At 67.5% G+C, this 18,240-nt stretch carries 15 protein-coding genes and 1 pseudogene; 1 reads left to right on the forward strand and 15 read right to left on the reverse strand.

All coding sequences use genetic code 11. The features are described from left to right. Positions 1-166: 166 nt before the first annotated feature. Positions 167-1,123 (reverse strand): M23 family metallopeptidase, encoded by a 957-nt coding sequence (locus tag AC5P5S_RS12815; RefSeq protein WP_005408087.1) that lies wholly within the window; start codon positions 1,121-1,123, stop codon positions 167-169. Between the two features lie 12 nt (positions 1,124-1,135). Between AC5P5S_RS12815 and AC5P5S_RS12820 the strand changes: the two genes are divergently transcribed. After that, positions 1,136-1,585, forward strand: a complete 450-nt coding sequence (locus tag AC5P5S_RS12820) for a DciA family protein (RefSeq protein ID WP_005408086.1) — start codon at positions 1,136-1,138, stop codon at positions 1,583-1,585. Positions 1,586-1,867: 282 nt separating this feature from the next. Here the strand turns inward: AC5P5S_RS12820 and lpxC are convergent, their stop codons facing one another. The 14 genes and pseudogenes from lpxC to rsmH form a co-directional block, all read right to left on the reverse strand. Continuing rightward, a complete protein-coding gene (gene lpxC / locus AC5P5S_RS12825; RefSeq protein ID WP_005408085.1) occupies positions 1,868-2,779 on the reverse strand; it encodes a UDP-3-O-acyl-N-acetylglucosamine deacetylase in 912 nt (303 codons plus the stop codon). A gap of 192 nt (positions 2,780-2,971) precedes the next feature. Next, positions 2,972-4,207, reverse strand: coding sequence for a cell division protein FtsZ (gene ftsZ, locus AC5P5S_RS12830; protein ID WP_005408084.1), 1,236 nt, complete (start codon positions 4,205-4,207; stop codon positions 2,972-2,974). Positions 4,208-4,376: 169 nt separating this feature from the next. Continuing rightward, positions 4,377-5,612, reverse strand: coding sequence for a cell division protein FtsA (gene ftsA, locus AC5P5S_RS12835; protein ID WP_005408083.1), 1,236 nt, complete (start codon positions 5,610-5,612; stop codon positions 4,377-4,379). Positions 5,613-5,680: 68 nt separating this feature from the next. Beyond that, positions 5,681-6,358: pseudogene (locus AC5P5S_RS12840) on the reverse strand (cell division protein FtsQ/DivIB); the annotation flags it as partial. Beyond that, the gene (locus AC5P5S_RS12845) at positions 6,355-7,317 is read right to left on the reverse strand and encodes a D-alanine--D-alanine ligase (protein ID WP_049397425.1); all 963 of its coding nucleotides are present in this window, start codon (positions 7,315-7,317) and stop codon (positions 6,355-6,357) included. The pseudogene AC5P5S_RS12840 and the gene AC5P5S_RS12845, both read right to left, overlap by 4 nt. Continuing rightward, positions 7,314-8,750: a UDP-N-acetylmuramate--L-alanine ligase gene (gene murC / locus AC5P5S_RS12850; protein ID WP_005408080.1), complete on the reverse strand. Its 1,437-nt coding sequence runs from the start codon at positions 8,748-8,750 to the stop codon at positions 7,314-7,316. Before murC ends, AC5P5S_RS12845 begins: the two co-directional genes overlap by 4 nt. A gap of 40 nt (positions 8,751-8,790) precedes the next feature. Further along, on the reverse strand, positions 8,791-9,879 hold the full coding sequence (gene murG / locus AC5P5S_RS12855; RefSeq protein WP_005412247.1) for an undecaprenyldiphospho-muramoylpentapeptide beta-N-acetylglucosaminyltransferase: 1,089 nt from the start codon (positions 9,877-9,879) through the stop codon (positions 8,791-8,793). Continuing rightward, positions 9,876-11,195 carry a putative lipid II flippase FtsW gene (gene ftsW / locus AC5P5S_RS12860; RefSeq protein ID WP_005408078.1) on the reverse strand — a complete coding sequence of 440 codons (1,320 nt, stop codon included), beginning with the start codon at positions 11,193-11,195 and terminating at the stop codon, positions 9,876-9,878. Before ftsW ends, murG begins: the two co-directional genes overlap by 4 nt. 1 nt (position 11,196) lies before the next feature. Next, entirely contained in the window at positions 11,197-12,282 is a 1,086-nt protein-coding gene (mraY, locus tag AC5P5S_RS12865) for a phospho-N-acetylmuramoyl-pentapeptide-transferase (RefSeq protein WP_004154219.1), read from the reverse strand. Next, positions 12,272-13,666, reverse strand: coding sequence for a UDP-N-acetylmuramoyl-tripeptide--D-alanyl-D-alanine ligase (locus AC5P5S_RS12870; protein WP_231336764.1), 1,395 nt, complete (start codon positions 13,664-13,666; stop codon positions 12,272-12,274). Before AC5P5S_RS12870 ends, mraY begins: the two co-directional genes overlap by 11 nt. Beyond that, positions 13,663-15,171, reverse strand: coding sequence for a UDP-N-acetylmuramoyl-L-alanyl-D-glutamate--2,6-diaminopimelate ligase (locus tag AC5P5S_RS12875; RefSeq protein ID WP_062607811.1), 1,509 nt, complete (start codon positions 15,169-15,171; stop codon positions 13,663-13,665). Before AC5P5S_RS12875 ends, AC5P5S_RS12870 begins: the two co-directional genes overlap by 4 nt. After that, positions 15,168-17,012 carry a peptidoglycan D,D-transpeptidase FtsI family protein gene (locus AC5P5S_RS12880; protein ID WP_005412243.1) on the reverse strand — a complete coding sequence of 615 codons (1,845 nt, stop codon included), beginning with the start codon at positions 17,010-17,012 and terminating at the stop codon, positions 15,168-15,170. The genes AC5P5S_RS12875 and AC5P5S_RS12880 overlap by 4 nt, the downstream gene beginning before the upstream one ends. After that, on the reverse strand, positions 17,009-17,272 hold the full coding sequence (gene ftsL / locus AC5P5S_RS12885; protein ID WP_005412242.1) for a cell division protein FtsL: 264 nt from the start codon (positions 17,270-17,272) through the stop codon (positions 17,009-17,011). The genes AC5P5S_RS12880 and ftsL overlap by 4 nt, the downstream gene beginning before the upstream one ends. Then, on the reverse strand, positions 17,269-18,237 hold the full coding sequence (gene rsmH / locus AC5P5S_RS12890) for a 16S rRNA (cytosine(1402)-N(4))-methyltransferase RsmH (protein WP_231336763.1): 969 nt from the start codon (positions 18,235-18,237) through the stop codon (positions 17,269-17,271). Before rsmH ends, ftsL begins: the two co-directional genes overlap by 4 nt. Positions 18,238-18,240 lie beyond the last annotated feature (3 nt).

Consider the following 18,240-nt stretch of genomic DNA (forward strand, 5'->3'; position numbering starts at 1 on the left):
GGGACGGGCGGCTGAGGTTTCAACCCCGAGAGGTAGTGCCGGCCGCTGGCCGGTGATCCGCGATGCTGCCGAAGATCATGAGGTTGCCGGCCAGCGGCCGGCACTACCAGATCAACCGCATCGGGTCAGAGCCCTACCGCGGCGCGGAAGGGATCCGACCCGGGCATCAGCCGCGGCTGATGCGCCCGACCGGCGTGTTGCCGCCGTCGCCGAGGAACTTGCGCGGGTTGACCACGTTGCCGTTCTCCCACACCTCGAAGTGCACGTGGGCGCCGGTCGAACGGCCGGTGGAACCGGCCTTGGCCACTTCCTGCCCGGCACGGACCAGGTCACCGGCCTTCACCACCAGGCGCGAATTGTGCGCGTAGCGGGTGACGTAGCCATTACCGTGGTCGACATCGACCACGTTGCCGTAGCCGCCCTTCACGCCGGCGAAGCTGACCACGCCTTCGGCCACGGCCATCACCGGGTCGCCGACCTTGGCGTGGAAGTCCATGCCCTTGTGGGTGGCGGCACCGCGGCCGAACGGGTCGGCACGGGTGCCGAAGCCGGAGGTCACGTAGCTGTTGCGGATCGGCATGCGCGACGGCACGGCGTTCTGCTGCAGCTGGTGGTCGAACATCAGCGATTCCATCACCGACAACTGGCGGCCTGAAGCAGCGAAACGCTGCTCCAGCACCTGTAAGTCGGCGTTGACGTCCTTGACCGGGATGTCGCTGGTCGGGCCGCCGGCATCGCCGTCACCGAGGCCAGGCGTCTCGTTGAAGTCGAACTCGCCGTCTTCCAGCTTGCCCATCTGGGTCAGCCGTTCGCCAAGGGCGTTCAGGCGGGTAGCCTGCGCCTGCAGCTCGCCGAGGCGTGCCGCCAGCGCGTTGACCTGGGTCTGCGCATCGCGCTTGACCTTGGCCAGTTCCGCATCCTGGCGCTCGACCTTGGCCTGCAGCCGGGAATCATTCAGCGCGCTGGCGCCAATGCCGCCAGCAAGGCCGATAATGCAGCCTACCCCGAGCACGCTGCCCAGCAGGGCGCGGGGGCGGTCCTCGAAATAGAACCGCAAACGCGCGATCGGCGACGACTTGGCCTGTCCTTCACGCGTTTTGATTACGATCTTTTTGAATGCCATCAGTGAGTTTTCATGTCTGAGCCGAAATCCAGCGTTCGCCCCGCGTCAGTGCCGAAGCCGGCGCTGGATGCGGTGATGGCGGACAAAAGCGGGAACCCGCTGCGGCGTGCCTTGTGGCTCGACGCGCTGGACCGTCAGTTGCGCCCCCAGTTGCCGCCACCTCTGCGCAGCCGTTGCCGGCTGGCCAATGTGGACGGGGAACACCTCGTTTTTCTCGTCGAGTCCCCGGTCTGGCATGCCAAGTTGCGGCTTGCCGAAGCCCAGTTGCTCGACGCGGCCCGTTCCATCGGGCTGAAGGCCACCAGGGTGACCATCAAGACTGCGTCTCCCACTCCCACGCGCTCCCCAGCGCTCGACAACCGGAATGGACCCCACGCAGTTTCAGCCGCCACGCACAAAGGGCTACGCGACGCCTTGGCTTGCCTGCAGGACGTTCCTTCGAAGCCGAAGAAGCGGTCCTGACGACAACGGAGCATCCGGCTCCGCTCCCCGTCGCACGTGTCACCACGGCGTGAAACATTTCGGGGGCCGGGTCGCATCCTAGCTGCCATCCGGGGGCCTGTCGTTAGATTGTTGTTAAAACTGCGTTAAATTCAGGCTTCCGATCCAACAGGTTCACAAAACCGTGACCTCGAACCGGCCTTGACGCGTATCAAGCATGCTGAATGCGCCGAACACGCCTGAAACGACAACGCCGCCCTGGAAGGCGGCGTTTTTGCCTTTAAATTCAACAGCCTACAGAAATCAGGCGTAGGCCGGAGTGGCATATTCGACCGGATCCGGCGTCGCCGGCGAGTCGAAACTGACCCATTCCCAGGCAGTGGCGTCGGCCATCAGCGCCCGCACCAGCTTGTTGTTGAGGGCGTGACCGGACTTGAAGCCTTCGTAGGCACCCAGCACCTGGCCACCGGCCAGGTAGAGGTCGCCGATCGCATCGAGGATCTTGTGGCGCACGAATTCGTCGGCATAGCGCAGGCCGTCTTCGTTGAGCACGCGGAACTCGTCCAGCACGATGGCGTTGTCCATCGAACCGCCAAGGCCCAGGTTGCGCTCGCGCATGTATTCCAGGTCGCGCATGAAACCGAAGGTGCGCGCGCGGGAGATTTCCTTGGTGTAGGCCAGCGTCGAGAACTCGATTTCCTGGCGCGACTGCTTGGCCGGAATCATCGGGTGGTCGAACTGGATGGTGAAGCCCAGCTTGTAGCCCTCGTACGGGCTGAAGCGGGCCACCTTGTCGCCCTCGGTCACTTCCACGGTCTTCAGCACGCGGATGAAGCGCTTGGGCGCATCCTGTTCCACGATGCCCGCCGACTGCAGCAGGAACACGAACGGGCCGGCCGAACCGTCCATGATCGGCAGCTCGGCCGAGGACAGTTCGACAATGATGTTGTCCACGCCCAGGCCGGCCAGCGCCGACATCAGGTGTTCGACGGTCTGGATCTTGGCGTCGTTGCAGGTCAGGCCGGTGCACAACGTCACTTCGGTGACCAGCTCGGCCTTGGCCGGCACTTCCACCACCGGGTCCAGGTCCACGCGGCGGAACACGATGCCATGGTTGACCGGTGCCGGGCGCAGGGTCATGTAGACCTTGTCGCCGCTGTGCAGGCCAACGCCGGTGGCGCGGATCGTGTTCTTGAGGGTGCGTTGCTGGATCATGGGGGATGGACCGGAAGTGACACATTAGATTAACACGCACGGTCCCCTACCCCGGCTGAAAGGCAGGCAGGACACACCGGCGCGCCAATGGGACGCACATGACGCAGGGCGGCCGGGCCCATCCTGGCCCGGCGCCCGCGTTTTCAGGACATGGTGGCGCAACCCGGGGAGGACAACCCCGGGCCGGCCCGCTCAGTCCGCCTGGCGGCGCAGGAACGCCGGGATGTCCAGGTAATCGTTCGGCAGTTCTGCCGCGGCCGGGGCCGAAGAGGACGGCGCCGACGGGGCCGAAGCCGCCGCGGTATCGCTGCTGGCGCGACGCAGGCCCAGGCCCATGCCGCCGACGGCCTTGGACACGGCGTCGCCGCCGTTGTCGAAGTCGCCGAACTCCGGCTGGCCGGTGGTGGCGTTGCGGACCAGCTTGATCGGCGCGCGCTCGCCCGGACGCTGGGCCTTGCTGGCCGACACGCGGTTCAGGCCGGTGGCAACCACGGTCACGCGCACTTCGTCCTGCATGTCCGGGTCGAGCACGGTGCCAACCACCACGGTGGCGTCTTCCGAAGCGAAGCCGTCGATGGTGCGGCCGATCTCGTCGAACTCGGCCATGGTGAAGTCCGCACCGGCGGTGATGTTGACCAGGATGCCGTTGGCACCGGCCAGGTTCACGTCGTCCAGCAGCGGGTTCTGGATGGCCGATTCGGCAGCGGCCTGGGCGCGGTCATCGCCACGGGCAGTGCCGGTACCCATCATCGCCAGGCCCATTTCGGACATGACGGTGCGCACGTCGGCGAAGTCGACGTTGATCAGGCCCGGACGCACGATCAGGTCGGCGATGCCCTGCACGGCGCCCTGCAGCACGTCGTTGGCGGCGCGGAATGCCTGGATCATGGTCGCATTGCGGCCCAGCACGGTGATCAGCTTCTCGTTCGGGATGGTGATCAGCGAGTCGCAGTGCTGGCTCAGTTCCTCGATGCCCTTCAGCGCCACCTGCATGCGGCGACGGCCTTCGAACGGGAACGGCTTGGTGACCACGGCCACGGTCAGGATGCCCATCTCCTTGGCCAGCTGCGCCACCACCGGTGCAGCGCCGGTACCGGTGCCGCCGCCCATGCCGGCGGTGATGAACACCATGTCCGCGCCCTGCAGGGCGTCCATGATGCGCTCACGGTCTTCCAGCGCGGCCTGGCGGCCGACTTCCGGGTTCGCGCCTGCGCCCAGGCCCTTGGTCACGTTGGTACCCAGCTGCAGCTGCAGCTTGGCACCGCAATTCTTGATGGCCTGCGAGTCGGTGTTGGCGGTGATGAACTCCACGCCGTCCACCGCCGAGTTGACCATGTGCGCCACGGCATTGCCGCCGCCGCCGCCCACGCCAACCACCTTGATCACCGCATTGGGTGCCATCTTTTCGATCAGTTCAAAATGCGCCATGTCCGTGTCCTCGTTGTATCCGCTTGTCGGTGGCATGGACGGTCGGGCCTCCTGCCTTCGCGTGTCATGTTGCCGTTGCGGCTGTGTGGGTTGTGTATTGCGTTGCTGCGTTGTGATGCGGGTACTGCAGGTGCTGCGCCGGGGTGACCCCGGTGTTACGGGTTCCGCGTCAGAACTCGCCGCGGAACCAGGTCTTGAGTTTCTTGAACATGCTTCCGGCGCGCCCGGTCGGTAGCGACGGCCGCCGCGGGTGCTCGATCTGGCTGCCCATCAGCAGCAGGCCCACGCCGGTGGCATGCACCGGGTTGCCCACCACTTCGCCCAGGCCGGTAACGTGCTGCGGGATGCCCACGCGCACCGGCATCTGCAGCATTTCCTCGGCCAGCTCGACCACGCCTTCCATCTTCGAGGCACCACCGGTCAGCACCATGCCGGCGCGCACCAGTTCCTCGAAGCCGGAGCGGCGCAGTTCGGCCTGCACCATCTCGAAGATTTCCTCGTAACGGCCCTGCACCGCCTGCGCCAGCGAATGGCGCGGCATGCGGCGCGGCGGACGGTCGCCCACCGACGGCACCTGGATGCTTTCCTCGGCGGTGGCCAGCTGGGCCAGGGCGCAGGCGTAGCGCACCTTGATCTGCTCGGCTTCCGGGGTGGGCGTGCGCAGCATGTGCGCGATGTCATTGGTGACGTGGTCGCCGGCGATCGGCAGCGAAGCCGTGTGGCAGATCGCGCCCTGCACGAACACCGCGATGTCGGTGGTGCCGGCGCCCATGTCGACCAGCACCACGCCCAGCTCGCGTTCGTCGGCGGTCAGCACCGCAACGCTGGAGGCCAGCGAGGACAGCACCAGGTCATCCACCTGCAGGCCGCAGCGCTGCACGCACTTGCTGATGTTGGCCGCGGCTGACTGCGCGCACACCACCAGGTGCGCATGCACCTCCAGGCGCACGCCGGTCATGCCGACCGGATTGCGGATGCCTTCCTGCGAATCGTCCAGCACGTACTCGCGCGGGATCGCGTGCAGGATCTTCTGGTCGGCCGGAATCGCCACCGCCTTGGCCGCATCGAGCACGCGATCCAGGTCGCCCCAGGTCACTTCCCCGTCGCGGATCGGCACGATGCCCGGCGAGTTCTTGCACTGCACGTGGTTGCCGGAGATCGAGGCGTACACCGAGCGGATCTCGCAGCCGGCCATCAGCTCGGCTTCTTCCACCGCGCGCTGGATCGACTGCACGGTCGATTCGATGTCCACCACCACGCCGCGCTTCAAACCGCGCGACTCGTGCGAGCCGATGCCGATCACTTCGATCGGGTTGCCCGGCGAGTACTCGCCCACCAGCGCCACCACCTTGGAGGTGCCGATGTCCAGGCCAACGATCAGCGATTTGTCACCCTTGCGATTCATGTCCTTTCCTGCGTGCTTCTGGCCGGGGTCGCCGGCGCTTTCGCCGGCGTGGCCGGGGTACCCCAGCTCAGCGTGAAACCATTGGTGTAACGGAGGTCGGCGCGCTCGATCGGCGCGTCCTGACGGTTGAGCTGCGGCAGTACCTTGACGAAGCGCTGCATGCGCGAGCGCGCGTCGTCGCGGCCGACCACCACTTCGGTGCCGTTGCTCAGCACCAGCGACCAGCTGCCGCGTGCATCCATCGTCACCCGGCGCACATCGACGCCGGCCGGTGCGAACAATGCACGCGAGTCGCTGTACAGCTTCATCACTTCTTCGGTCTGGCTGTCCGGGCCATCCAGTTCGGGCAGCGCAAGGTCGGCCAGCTTCTTCGGCGTGGGGAACAGCTTGCCCTGCTCGGAAACCAGGCGGTCGTTGCCCCAGCGCGCGAAAGGCTTGTGCTCGACCAGGGTTACTTCCAGCACATCCGGCCACTGCTTGCGTACCCGTGCGCTTTCCACCCACGGCAGCTTTTCCAGTGCGTCCTGGGCATCCTGCAGCTTGACCGCGAAGAACCCGGCGCGCGCATACGGCAGCAGCACCTGCTGCAGCTGTTCGGCCGGTACCCGCTTGAACTCGCCATGCACGCGCAGCTTCGCCAGCGGCCAGCGCTCGGCGCCGACCCAGCCATTGACCACGGCCACCACCGGCAGTGCAACCACCGACAGCGCCAACAGCCAGACGAAGATGCGCAGCACCGCGTTCATGCGTGCGAGGCCTCCAGGGTCTGTTCCAGCACGCGCCACACCAGCTCATCGAAGCTGATGCCGGCCTGGCCTGCGGCCTTGGGCACCAGCGAATGGCTGGTCATGCCCGGCGCGGTATTCACTTCCAGCAGGAAGAAGCGGCCGCTGCTGCGGTCGCGCATCACGTCCACGCGGCCCCAACCACGGCAGCCAGCAGCGCGGAACGCGGCCAGCGCGATGCGGCGGATTTCCTCTTCGTCGCCACCGTCCAGGCCCGGGCACAGGTACTGGGTGTCCTCGGCGATGTACTTGGCGTTGTAGTCGTACCACTGGCCCTTGGGCACGATGCGGATCGACGGCAGCGCGACGTCGCCGAGAATGGCCACGGTCAGTTCGTCGCCGACCACCATCTGCTCCATCAGCAGCTGGCCGTCGTAGCGCGCAGCCAGGGCCACGGCCTCATCCAGGCCGGCGTCGTCGGTGACCCGGCTGATGCCCACGCTGGAGCCTTCGTTGGCCGGCTTCACCACCACCGGCAGGCCCAGCTCGGCCGCCAGTGCATGCACGTTCGATGCGTCGACCTTGCGGTATTGCGGGGTCGGCAGGCCCAGCGACAACCACACCTGCTTGGTACGGATCTTGTCCATGCTCAGCGCAGAGCCCAGCACGTCCGAGCCGGTGTACGGCACGCCGAAGGCGTCCATCAGGCCCTGCACGATGCCGTCCTCACCACCACCGTTGTGGCCGTGCAGGATGTTGAACACACGGTCGATGCCGCCGGCAGCCAGCGCCTTGGCCAGCTCCGGAATGCCGTCCACCGCGAACGCATCGACACCGCGCGACTGCAGTGCTTCCAGTACGTTGCGGCCGGAATCCAGCGACACCTCGCGTTCGCTGGAAGTGCCACCGAGCAGCACGGCGACGCGGCCGAATACAGCCGGGTCGGTCACGCGCAGCGGCGGGAAAGTCAGCGCGCTCACGCCTCGCCCTCCCCCTTGAAGCCTTCCACCGCGATGTGGGTAGCCACGGCGCCGATGTCGCCCGCCCCCATCATCAACAGCAGGTCACCGTCCTGCAGTACGTCCGGCAGCACGCTGGCCAGCTCGGCGGCCTTGCCAACCACCACCGGTTCGCTGCGGCCGCGCGCGCGGATGGCGCGGGCCAGCGCATGCGAGTCGGCACCGGCAATCGGTTCCTCGCCAGCCGGGTAGACCTCGCTCAGCACCAGCGCATCGACGCTGGACAGCACTGCGGCGAACTTGTCGAACTGGTCGCGGGTTCGGCTGTAGCGGTGCGGCTGGAAGGCCACCACCAGGCGCTTGTCGGCCCAGCCACCACGGGCGGCGGCGAACACGGCTTCCAGCTCGCTCGGGTGATGACCGTAGTCATCGATGATGCGCACCTTGGCGCCACTGGCGGTGGTCACTTCGCCCAGATCGTTGAAGCGACGGCCGACACCGGCGAAGCCTTCCAGCGCACGCGCGATGGCGTCCGGGGCCACGCCCAGCTGCCAGCCCACTGCGGCGGCGGCCAGTGCGTTGAGTACGTTGTGCCTGCCCGGCAGTGCCAGTACCACTTCCTGGCTGGTGCCCTGCGGCAGGCGCAGGGTGAAGCGCATGCGCGACCCTTCCTGCACCACGTTCTCGGCGCGCACGTCGGCCTGCGGGCTCATGCCGTAGCTCATCACGTGGCGCGGGGTCCTGGCGGCCAGCGCAGCCACTTCCGGGTCGTCGATGCACAGCACCGCCAGGCCATAGAACGGCAGGCGCTGCAGGAACTCGGCAAACGCCGCCTGCACGCGGGCAAAGTCGTTGCCGTAGTTCTCCAGATGATCGGCATCGATGTTGGTGATGATCGACATCAACGGATTCAGGCGCAGGAAGCTGCCATCGCTTTCGTCGGCCTCGGCCACCAGCCACTGGCCACCACCCAGCTTGGCGTTGGCGCCGGCGGCCAGCAGCTGGCCACCAATCACGAACGTCGGGTCCAGGCCGCCTTCGCTCAATACCGCAGCGGTCAGGCTGGTGGTGGTGGTCTTGCCATGCGTACCGGCCACGGCGATGCCGCGACGGAAGCGCATCAGCTCGGCCAGCATGGCCGCACGCGGCATGATCGGAATGCGCTGGCTGCGCGCTTCCATCAGTTCCGGGTTGTCTTCGCGGATGGCGCTGGAGACCACCACGCAGTCGGTGCCCAGCACGTTGGCCGCCGAGTGGCCGCGCATGATGCGCGCACCCAGGCTGGCCAGGCGGCGGGTCGCCACGTTGTCGGCGTTGTCCGAGCCGGACACTTCATAGCCCAGCGTCAGCATCACTTCGGCGATACCGCTCATGCCGGTGCCGCCGATGCCGACGAAATGCACGCGCGGGAACGCGCGCACCAGGTCGTTGGTGTCGTGCAGGCGGCGGATCATGCGCGGCCTCGCGCAGGGCAGGCGCGGTGGCATGCCTTCTTCATACAGCTTCCTCGAGAATGATATCGGCGATGCGCTCGGCGGCATCGACCTTGGCCAGGGCACGCGCGGCTTGCGCCATCTGCATGCGGCGGGCGGGATTTTCGGACAGATCGCGCAGCAGTGCGGCAATGCCGTCGGCCAGCGTTCCATCCTGCTTCAGCAAAACCGCCGCGCCGCGCTCGACCAGGTACTCCGCATTGCGGGTCTGATGATCGTCGACGGCAGCGGGGAATGGCACCAGCACACTGCCGACACCGACCGCGCACAGCTCGGCCAGCGTGGACGCGCCGGAGCGGCATACGACCAGATCGGCCCAGGCAAACGCCTCGGCCATGTCGGCGATGAACGGGGTGATCTCCGCCTGCACGCCAGCCTTGGCATACGCCTCGACCGCTTCGGCATGCATCTTCTCGCCGCTCTGGTGGCGCACCTGCACCGGCACTGTGGCGCCCAGCGCAGCGATGGCCTGCGGCACGCCGGTATTGAGCGCGCGTGCACCCTGGCTGCCGCCCACCACCAGCACGCGCAGCGGACCCTGGCGGTCGGCGAAGCGCTGTTCCGGCGGTGCGATGGCGGCGATCTCCGCACGCACCGGGTTGCCGACAAACTCCTCGCCCTTGGCGAAGGTGCCCGGGAAGCCGGTCAGCAGACGGCGTGCATAGCGCGACAGGATGCGATTGGTCAGGCCCGGTGCGCGGTTCTGCTCATGCACGATCAGCGGCAGGCCATGCAGGCGCGTGGCCATGCCGCCGGGACCGGAGGCGAATCCACCGAAGGCCACCACCGCACGCGGCTGGCGCTTGCGGATGATCATGCCGGCCGCGCGCAGCGCGCGCATCAGCCGCCACGGCGCGCCCAGCAGGGCCAGCTTGCCCTTGCCGCGCAGGCCGGTGATGGCCAGCGTGTCGATCGGAATGTCGTGCTGCGGCACCAGACGGGTTTCCATCGCACCGTCGGCGCCCATCCAGGTGACCGGCACGCCGCGCGCGCGCAGCACGCGGGCCACGGCCAGGCCGGGGAAGATGTGACCGCCGGTACCACCGGCCAGGATCATCACCGGGCGCACGTTGTCGGTGGCTGTGCTCATGACAGCCTCCCGAAGGTCGGTTCGATGCGCGACTGCAGGCGGCTGGTGCCACGCGCAGCATTCGCTGCAGCGGCAGCCACCGGCTCGGCGCTCATCGGTACGCTGGCGGCCACCGGCGCGGCCGGCTCGTCGCTCGGCTCGGCAGCGGCGTCTTCGGTGCCGCCGATGCGCACGGCCTGGCGGCGCTCGGCGCGCTTAAGTTCATAGGACACGCGCAGCAGCAGGCCCATCGCCACGCAGGTCATCAGCACCGACGAGCCGCCGGAAGAGATCAGCGGCAGGGTCAGGCCCTTGGTCGGCAGGATGCCCAGGTTCACGCCGATCGAAACGAAGGTCTGCATGCTGATCCACAGGCCGATGCCGAAGGCGATGTAGCCGGAGAAGTGCCGCTTCATCTCCACGCAACGCATGCCCAGCCAGAAGGTCCGGCCGACCAGCAGCGCGTACAGGGCCACGATCACGCAGGTGCCCAGGAAGCCGAATTCCTCGGCGGTGACCGAGAAAATGAAGTCGGTATGCGCTTCGGGCAGGTAGTACAGCTTCTGCACCGAGTTGCCCAGGCCGACGCCGGTCCACTCGCCACGGCCCACCGCCATCAGCGCGTTGGACAGCTGGTAGCCGTCGCCCTGCTGGTCGGCCCATGGGTCCAGGAAGGACGTGATGCGGCGCATGCGGTACGGCTCGATGATCGCCAGTGCGCTCATGCCGACCAGGCCGATGATCACCGGCATCGACATGCGCGGCATGTTCACCCCGCCCAGCACCAGCATGCCGGCGGTGATCGCCAGCAGCAGGGTGGACGAGCCGAAGTCCGGCTGCAGCAGCAGCAGCACCACCAGCGCCCCGGCCACGCCCAGCGGCTTGAGCATCGCCGGCCAGGTCGCGTTGACCTCGTCGCGGAAACGCACCAGGTAGCTGGACAGCCAGACGATGTAGAGCACTTTCACCGCTTCGACCGTCTGGAACTTGGAGATGCCCAGGTTGATCCAGCGGCGCGCACCGTTGACCGTGCTGCCCAGGCCCGGTGCGAACACCGCCAGCAGCAGCACGAAGCAGCCCAGCAGCAGCATCTGGTTGTACTGCTCGATGGACTTCAGTTCAGTGCGGGCGGCGATGACCGCCAGCACGATACCCACCGCCAGGAAGATCAGGTGGCGGTTGAGGTAGTAGAACGGACTGCTCATCAAGGCGATCGAGCTGGACGCCACCATCACCACGCCCACGCCGGTGAGCGCGATGATCGCGCCCAGCAGCCACTTGTCGTAGCTGCCTTCGATGGCTTCAAGGCGTGTTGCCTGGCGGGACAGGTCGTTCATCTCAGCGCACCTTCAACGTGGCCAGGCCGATCAGCACGAGCACGACGGAGATGATCCAGAAGCGCACGATCACGCGCGGCTCGGGCCAGCCCTTCAGTTCGAAATGGTGGTGGATCGGCGCCATGCGGAACACGCGCTTGCCGGTCAGCTTGAACGAGGCCACCTGGATCATCACCGACAGTGTTTCGATGACGAACACGCCGCCCATGATCACCAGCACCAGTTCCTGGCGGGTGATCACCGCGATCGTGCCCAGCACCGCGCCCAGCGCCAGCGCGCCGATGTCGCCCATGAAGACCATGGCCGGATAGGTGTTGAACCACAGGAAGCCGAGGCCCGCACCGGCGATGGCCGCGCAGATGATGACCAGCTCGCCGGCGCCTGGAATCTGCGGAATCTGCAGGTAGTTGGCGAATACCACGTTGCCCGAGGCATACGCGAACACGCCCAGCGCGCAGGCCACCAGCACGGTTGGCATGATGGCCAGGCCGTCCAGGCCGTCGGTCAGGTTCACCGCGTTGGAGAAACCGACGATCCAGAAGTAGGCGATGGCCACGAAGCCGATGCCGGCCAGCGGCAACGCCACCGACTTGAACATCGGGATGTAGAAGGTCAGCGCCGCCGGCACGTCGGCCGTGTAGAACAGGAACAGGCCAGCAGCCAGGCCGAAGATCGACTGCAGCAGGTATTTCCAGCGCGACTTCAGGCCGTTCGGGTCGCGGCGGACGATCTTGATCCAGTCGTCATACCAGCCGATGGCGCCGAAGCACAGCATCACCGCCAGCACCAGCCACACGTAGCGGTTGCGCAGGTCGGCCCACATCAGCACCGACAGGGTGATGGTGAGCAGGATCAGCGAACCGCCCATGGTCGGCGTGCCGGCCTTGGAGAAATGGGTCTGCGGACCGTCCTTGCGGATCGGCTGGCCGCCCTTGAACTGGGCAAGCTTGCGGATCATCGCCGGGCCAAGCCACAGCGACAGGAACAGGGCCGTCAGCGCGGCAAGGATGGCGCGGAACGTCTGGTAGTTGAACAGCCCGAACAGGCTCTCCAACTGCTGCAACCATCGAGCCAGTTCATACAACATGCGGGGATTCCTCTCCTTGCGCCAGCAGCGCTTTGACGATCAGGTCCATGGCACTGCCACGGGAACCCTTGACCAGGCAGCGCACACCAGCGTGCAACTCGTCCTGCAGCACCTGCGACAGCGCACCATGGGTAGCGAAATGGCGTCCGCCTTCACCGAAGGCGGCCGCAGCGGCGGCACTGAGCGGACCCAGTGCATACAGCCGCTTCAGGCCGGCGGCGCGTGCACGGATGCCGGCCTGCGCATGCAGCGCCTCGCCGTCCGGACCCAGCTCGCGCATGTCGCCCAGCACCAGCCAGCCCTCTTCCGGCGCGGCGGCCAGGGCGTCGATGGCCGCAGCCAGCGAACCGGGGTTGGCGTTGTAGCTGTCGTCCACCAGCACCGCGCCATTGCGCAGCTGATGGGCAATCTGGCGGCCCGGCACCGGCTGCGCTTCGGCCAGGCCGGTCGCGATCAGCGCCAGGTCGACACCGGCGGCCAGCGCCAGGCTGGCGGCGGCCAGCGCATTGCTGACGTTGTGGCGAGCGGGCAGGCCGAGCACCACGCGGGCTTCGCCGCTCGGTGCGACCAGGGTGAACTGGCTGCCCTGCGCGCCGGCGCGGATGTCGCGCGCGGTCACCTCGGCGGTATGTTCCAGGCCGTAGCGCAGCACGCGGCAACGCGGCGGGGTGCCGACGAAATGCTGTTCGAACCAGCGGCCGTAGGCATCGTCCACATTGATCACCGCCACGCCATCGGCCGGCAGCGCTGCATAGATCGCGCCCTTGGTCACCGCCACGCCGAGCAGGCTGCCCATGCGTTCCAGGTGCGCCGGGGCAATGTTGTTGACCAGCGCATAGCGCGGGCGGGCGATGTCGGTCAGGTAGGCGATATCGCCCGGCTTGCCGGCGCCCATCTCGTAGACGGCGTAGTCGGCATCTTCCGGCGCATCGATCACCGCCAGCGGCAGGCCGATCTCGTTGTTGCGGTTGCCCGGGTTGGCGTAGACCACCTTGTGGGCGTGCTGTGCCACCTGCTGCAGGATCGACAGCAGCAGGCTCTTCACGCTGGTCTTGCCGTTGCTGCCGGTGATCGCGAACACCTCGGTGCCGCGGTCGCGCTGCATGCCGGTGGCGATCTTCGCCAGTGCCAGTTCGCTGTCGGCCACCAGCACCTGTGGCAGTTCGATCGGCAGCAGGCGCTCGACCAGCAGCGCACTGGCACCGCGCGCCTGCGCGTCGGCGGCAAAGTCATGGCCGTCGAAACGCTCGCCGCGCAGCGCCACATACAGGCTGCCCGGGCCGAGGCTGCGGGTGTCATTGCTGACCGCATCGATGGCCACGTCGTCGCCGTGGATCTCGCCGCCGGCCCAGTGTGCGATCAGCGAAAGCAGGGTGCGCTTCATGCGGTGCCCTCCCCGGCCTGCGCCTCTAGTACACCGGCCTTGGCCGCCAGTGCAGCGGCGGCCACTTCGGTGTCGTCGAAGTCATGGCGCACGCCATTCACTTCCTGGTACGGCTCGTGGCCCTTGCCGGCGATCAGGATGATGTCACCGGCACCGGCACGCTTCACCGCCAGGCCGATCGCACGCGCGCGGCTGCGCTGCACGGTCACGGCGGAGGCATCGGTGAAGCCGGCCAGGATGTCGGCCACGATCACGTCGCCATCCTCGCCACGCGGGTTGTCGTCGGTGACGATGACCTGGTTGGCCAGACGCTCGGCAATGGCCGCCATCTGCGGGCGTTTGCCGGTATCACGCTCGCCGCCGCAGCCGAACACGCAGAACAGCGTGCCCTGCAGGTGGCCATGCAGGCTGTCCAGCGCCTGTTCCAGCGCGTCCGGGGTGTGTGCGTAGTCGACCACCACGGTCGGCAGGCCGCCTTCGCCGCCCAGGCGGTTCATGCGGCCACGGATCGGCTGCAGCGCCGACAGTACTTCGGCGATGCGCGGCAGCGGCTGGCCCTGCGCGTGCAGGGTGCCGGCCACCGCCAGCAGGTTGTCCACGTTGAAGCGGCCCAGCAGCGGCGACAGCACCGCCGCGCGCTGGCCGTCGATGACCAGTTCGAAGGCAATGCCACGGCCATCCAGCTGCAGCGCCTCGGCGCGCACGCTGGCGTCAGTGGCACCGCGCGAGCTCAGGCCGATCGGCTGCACGCCCGCCGGCAGGCCGGCGAACAGCTGGCGGCCGAACGCGTCGTCCAGATTGATCACCGCGGCCTTCAGGCCCGGACGGTGGAACAGCCGCGCCTTGGCCGCGCCGTAGCTGGCCATGTCGCCGTGGTAGTCCAGATGGTCGCGGGTGAGGTTGGTGAACACCGCCACGTCGTAGTGCACGGCATCCACGCGACCCTGGTCCAGCGCATGCGAGCTGACTTCCATCGCCACCGCGCGCGCACCGGCGTCGCGCAGCTGCGCCAGCAGCGCGTGCATCTGCAGCACCAGCGGCGTGGTGAAGCCGGTCGGCTCGACCGCACCATAAAGTCCGGCGCCCAGCGTGCCGATACTGCCACTGGGCGTACCGAGCAGGTGCCAGGCCTGGGCCAGCAGCTGCACGGTGGAGGTCTTGCCGTTGGTGCCGGTGACACCGACCATCGCCATCGCCCGCGACGGCGCGCCATGGAACTGGTCGGCCATCGCACCCATGCGTGCGCGCAGGCCCGGCACGGCGATCGCATCGGCCGGTGCCGGCAGTTCGGCAGGCGCCGGCGGTTCAAACAGGATGACGCTGGCACCGGCGGCGCGGGCCTGCTCGACAAAGCCGAGGCCATGCGCGCCGAAACCGGCGATGGCGACGAAGGCATTGCCGGGACGCACGGCGCGGCTGTCCAGCACCAGGCCGGTCAGAACGGGGTCGTGCCCTGCAAGGACAACGTCCGGAAGCAACTGCGAAAGCAACATCGAAGGACTCATTGCGTGCCTCCCGTAGTGGGCGGCGTCTGGGCGTGCGCGCTCGGCAGCGCAGCATCGAATTCAGCGGCGGCATCCACCGGCAGCGCGGTCTCGGCCGGCGGCGCAGGCAGGATCGAGGCCGAGTGGCCGACCTTGCCGGACTGCTGTGCGGCCAGCCACGACTGCAGGTCGTCCAATGGCACGTCCATCAGGCGCAGGGTGCCTTCCATCACGTTGTGGTAGACCGGCGCCGACACCAGGCCACCGTAGAACTTGCCGGCCTGCGGATCGTTGATGACGATGACGGTGGCGAAGCGCGGGTTGGTGGCCGGTACCACGCCAGCGAACAGCGCGTTGTAATGGCCCCGCTCGTAACCACCCGGGCCGGCCTTGCGCGCAGTACCGGTCTTGCCGGCCACGCGATAGCCCAGCACCGCCGCCTGCTTGGCGCCGCCCTGGGTGACCACGGTTTCCATCATCGCCACCACCTGCCTGGCGACGTTCTCGTCGATGATCTGCTGGCCTTCGTTGCGCTGGCCCTTGACGAAGGTCGGCGCGATCAGACGACCGCCGTTGGCCAGTGCCGAATAGGCGGTAGCGATCTGCAGCGGCGTCACGTTCAGGCCGTAGCCGTAGGACATCGTGGTCTTGGTGGTACCCGACCAGCGCGCCGGGCGCAGCACCACGCCGCCGGATTCACCGGGGAAACCGCTGTGCGGTACCGAGCCATAACCAAAGCGGCGCACGCCGTCGTAGAACACCTGGTCCGGCATCTTCGCCGCGACCTTGGCCGCACCCACGTTCGAACTGCGGGTGATCACGCCGGTCACGTTCAGCACGCCGTTGTTGCGCGGCACGTCACGGATGGTGAAGCGACCCAGGGTCATGTAGCCCGGATTGGTGTCGATGATGGTGTCCTTGGTCACCGCACCGGCCTGCAGCGCGGTAGCGATGGTCAACGGCTTCATCGTCGAACCCGGCTCGACCAGGTCGGTCACCGCACGGTTGCGGCGCGCATCGGGCAGCGCGCCAGTCAGCGAATTCGGGTTGTAGGTCGGCAGGTTGACCATGGCCAGGATCTCGCCGGTGGTCACGTCCATGATCACCATCGAACCGCCCGCTGCCTTGTTGGCCACCAGCGCGTTGCGCAGTTCCTTGAACGCCAGGTACTGGATGCGGCGGTCGATGCTGAGGGTCAGGTCCTTGCCCGGCTCAGCGGCGCGCAGCAGATCGCTCTCGACGGTCTCGCCCTTGCGGTTGCGGATCACCCGCTTCGCACCGGCCTTGCCGCGCAGCCATTCGTCGAACGCCAGCTCCAGGCCTTCCTGGCCGCGGTCGTCGATGTTGGTGAAGCCCAGCACGTGCGCCATCGCTTCACCCTGCGGGTAGAAGCGGCGGAACTCGCGCTGCGCGGCCACGCCCGGAATCTTCAGCGCGACCACCTTCTCTGCCTCGTCCGGATTGATCCGGCGGCGCAGGTACATGAATTCCTTGTCCGACTTCTGCGACAGGCGGCTGCTCAGCTCATCCACCGACATGCCGACCGCCTGGGCCAGCTCCGGGATGCGCTCGGGCGAACGCAGCAGGTCCTGCGGATTGACCCAGATCGAGGCGACCGGCGTGGATACCGCCAGCGGCTCGCCGTTGCGGTCGGTGATCATGCCGCGCGAGGTCTTGATCGGCAGCTCGCGCAGGTAACGGGCCTCGCCCTGGCGCTGGTAGAAGTCGCTGTTGATGATCTGCACGTAGGCAGCACGACCGACCAGCGACACCGAGCACAGGCCGAGCGCGAGCGCGACCCAGCGCAGGCGCTGGCGCAGGTTGAAGGCATTGCGCGGGCGGTTGCGGCCGGCCTTGCTCATGGCCGCACCACCACGATGTCGGCGGCCTCGGGGAACTTCATGCCGAGCTTCTCGCGGGCGATGCGATCGACACGGTTGGCCTCGGCCAGGGTCGCCTGCTCCAGCTGCAGTCGGCCGAATTCCAGGTTGATGTCATCGCGCTTGCGCTCGGCGCGCGACAGTTCGATGAACGTCTGCCGATGACGGTGACGCACGAACACGACGCCGATCGCCGAGGCCACGGTGGACGCCAGCAGGATGATCAGCAGCAGCCGGCTCATGCGTCGGCCTCCCGCTTCTGCGCCACGCGCAGCACGGCGCTGCGCGCACGCGGGTTGGAGGCCAGCTCTTCGTCGGTGGCCTTGATGGCACCGCCGATCAGGTCAAGCGTCGGCACGAATGCCACCGCCTCGGGCAGGCGGCGGTTGGTCGGCGGCGCCTTGGCCAGGCGGTTCATGTACTGCTTGACGATGCGGTCTTCCAGCGAATGGAAGCTGATCACCGCCAGCCGGCCACCGGGCTTGAGCCGTTCCACGGCCGCATCGAGCCCGGCTTCCAGATCGGCCAGCTCGCGGTTGATGTGGATGCGGATGGCCTGGAAGCTGCGCGTGGCCGGGTGGATCTTGTCTTTCCCACGCGGCATCACCGAGGCGATCAGCTCGGCCAGTTCGGCGGTGCGGGAGAAGGGCTGCTTCTCACGGCGGGCCACGATGGCACGGGCGATGCGGCGGCTCTGGCGTTCTTCGCCATAGGTCCACAGCACGTCGGCAATTTCGCGCTCTTCCACGCGGTTGATCCACTGCGCGGCGCTTTCACCGCTGTCCGGGTCCATGCGCATGTCCAGCGGGCCGTCCTTGCCGAAGCTGAAGCCACGTTCGGCCACGTCCAGCTGCGGCGACGACACGCCCAGGTCGAACAGCACGCCGTCCAGGCCTTCGGCCGTCGCATCCCACTGCAGCAGCTGGGCGAAGCTGCCACGGAAGATGGACACGCGCGGGTCCGGCGCGAAATCGCGCTCGGCAACGGCGATGGCTTCCGGATCCTTGTCCATGACCAGCAGGCGCCCCTCGGGACCGAGCTGGGTGAGCACGCCACGTGCATGACCGCCACGACCGAACGTGCCATCCAGATAACGTCCGTTTTCGATCACCCTCAGGCCTTCAAGGACCTGGGTGTACAGGACCGGCAGGTGCACCGCCGGCGACTGCGACACCGGAAGGTGACCGGTCTGCGCTTCTGGGCGCATCCG

It is taken from the genome of Stenotrophomonas sp. YJH_SMC_54, assembly GCF_059368435.1.

Coding starts and splice junctions, on each gene's coding strand:
- AC5P5S_RS12880 (WP_005412243.1), bottom strand. CDS start 17,012: ATGAGCAAGGCCGGCCGCAACCGCCCGCGCAATGCCTTCAACCTGCGC.
- ftsZ (WP_005408084.1), bottom strand. CDS start 4,207: ATGGCGCATTTTGAACTGATCGAAAAGATGGCACCCAATGCGGTGATC.
- lpxC (WP_005408085.1), bottom strand. CDS start 2,779: ATGATCCAGCAACGCACCCTCAAGAACACGATCCGCGCCACCGGCGTT.
- AC5P5S_RS12815 (WP_005408087.1), bottom strand. CDS start 1,123: ATGGCATTCAAAAAGATCGTAATCAAAACGCGTGAAGGACAGGCCAAG.
- ftsW (WP_005408078.1), bottom strand. CDS start 11,195: ATGAACGACCTGTCCCGCCAGGCAACACGCCTTGAAGCCATCGAAGGC.
- AC5P5S_RS12870 (WP_231336764.1), bottom strand. CDS start 13,666: ATGAAGCGCACCCTGCTTTCGCTGATCGCACACTGGGCCGGCGGCGAG.
- murG (WP_005412247.1), bottom strand. CDS start 9,879: ATGAGCACAGCCACCGACAACGTGCGCCCGGTGATGATCCTGGCCGGT.
- mraY (WP_004154219.1), bottom strand. CDS start 12,282: ATGTTGTATGAACTGGCTCGATGGTTGCAGCAGTTGGAGAGCCTGTTC.
- ftsL (WP_005412242.1), bottom strand. CDS start 17,272: ATGAGCCGGCTGCTGCTGATCATCCTGCTGGCGTCCACCGTGGCCTCG.
- rsmH (WP_231336763.1), bottom strand. CDS start 18,237: ATGCGCCCAGAAGCGCAGACCGGTCACCTTCCGGTGTCGCAGTCGCCG.
- murC (WP_005408080.1), bottom strand. CDS start 8,750: ATGATCCGCCGCCTGCACGACACCAACGACCTGGTGCGCGCGTTCCCG.
- AC5P5S_RS12820 (WP_005408086.1), top strand. CDS start 1,136: ATGTCTGAGCCGAAATCCAGCGTTCGCCCCGCGTCAGTGCCGAAGCCG.
- AC5P5S_RS12875 (WP_062607811.1), bottom strand. CDS start 15,171: ATGAGTCCTTCGATGTTGCTTTCGCAGTTGCTTCCGGACGTTGTCCTT.
- ftsA (WP_005408083.1), bottom strand. CDS start 5,612: ATGAATCGCAAGGGTGACAAATCGCTGATCGTTGGCCTGGACATCGGC.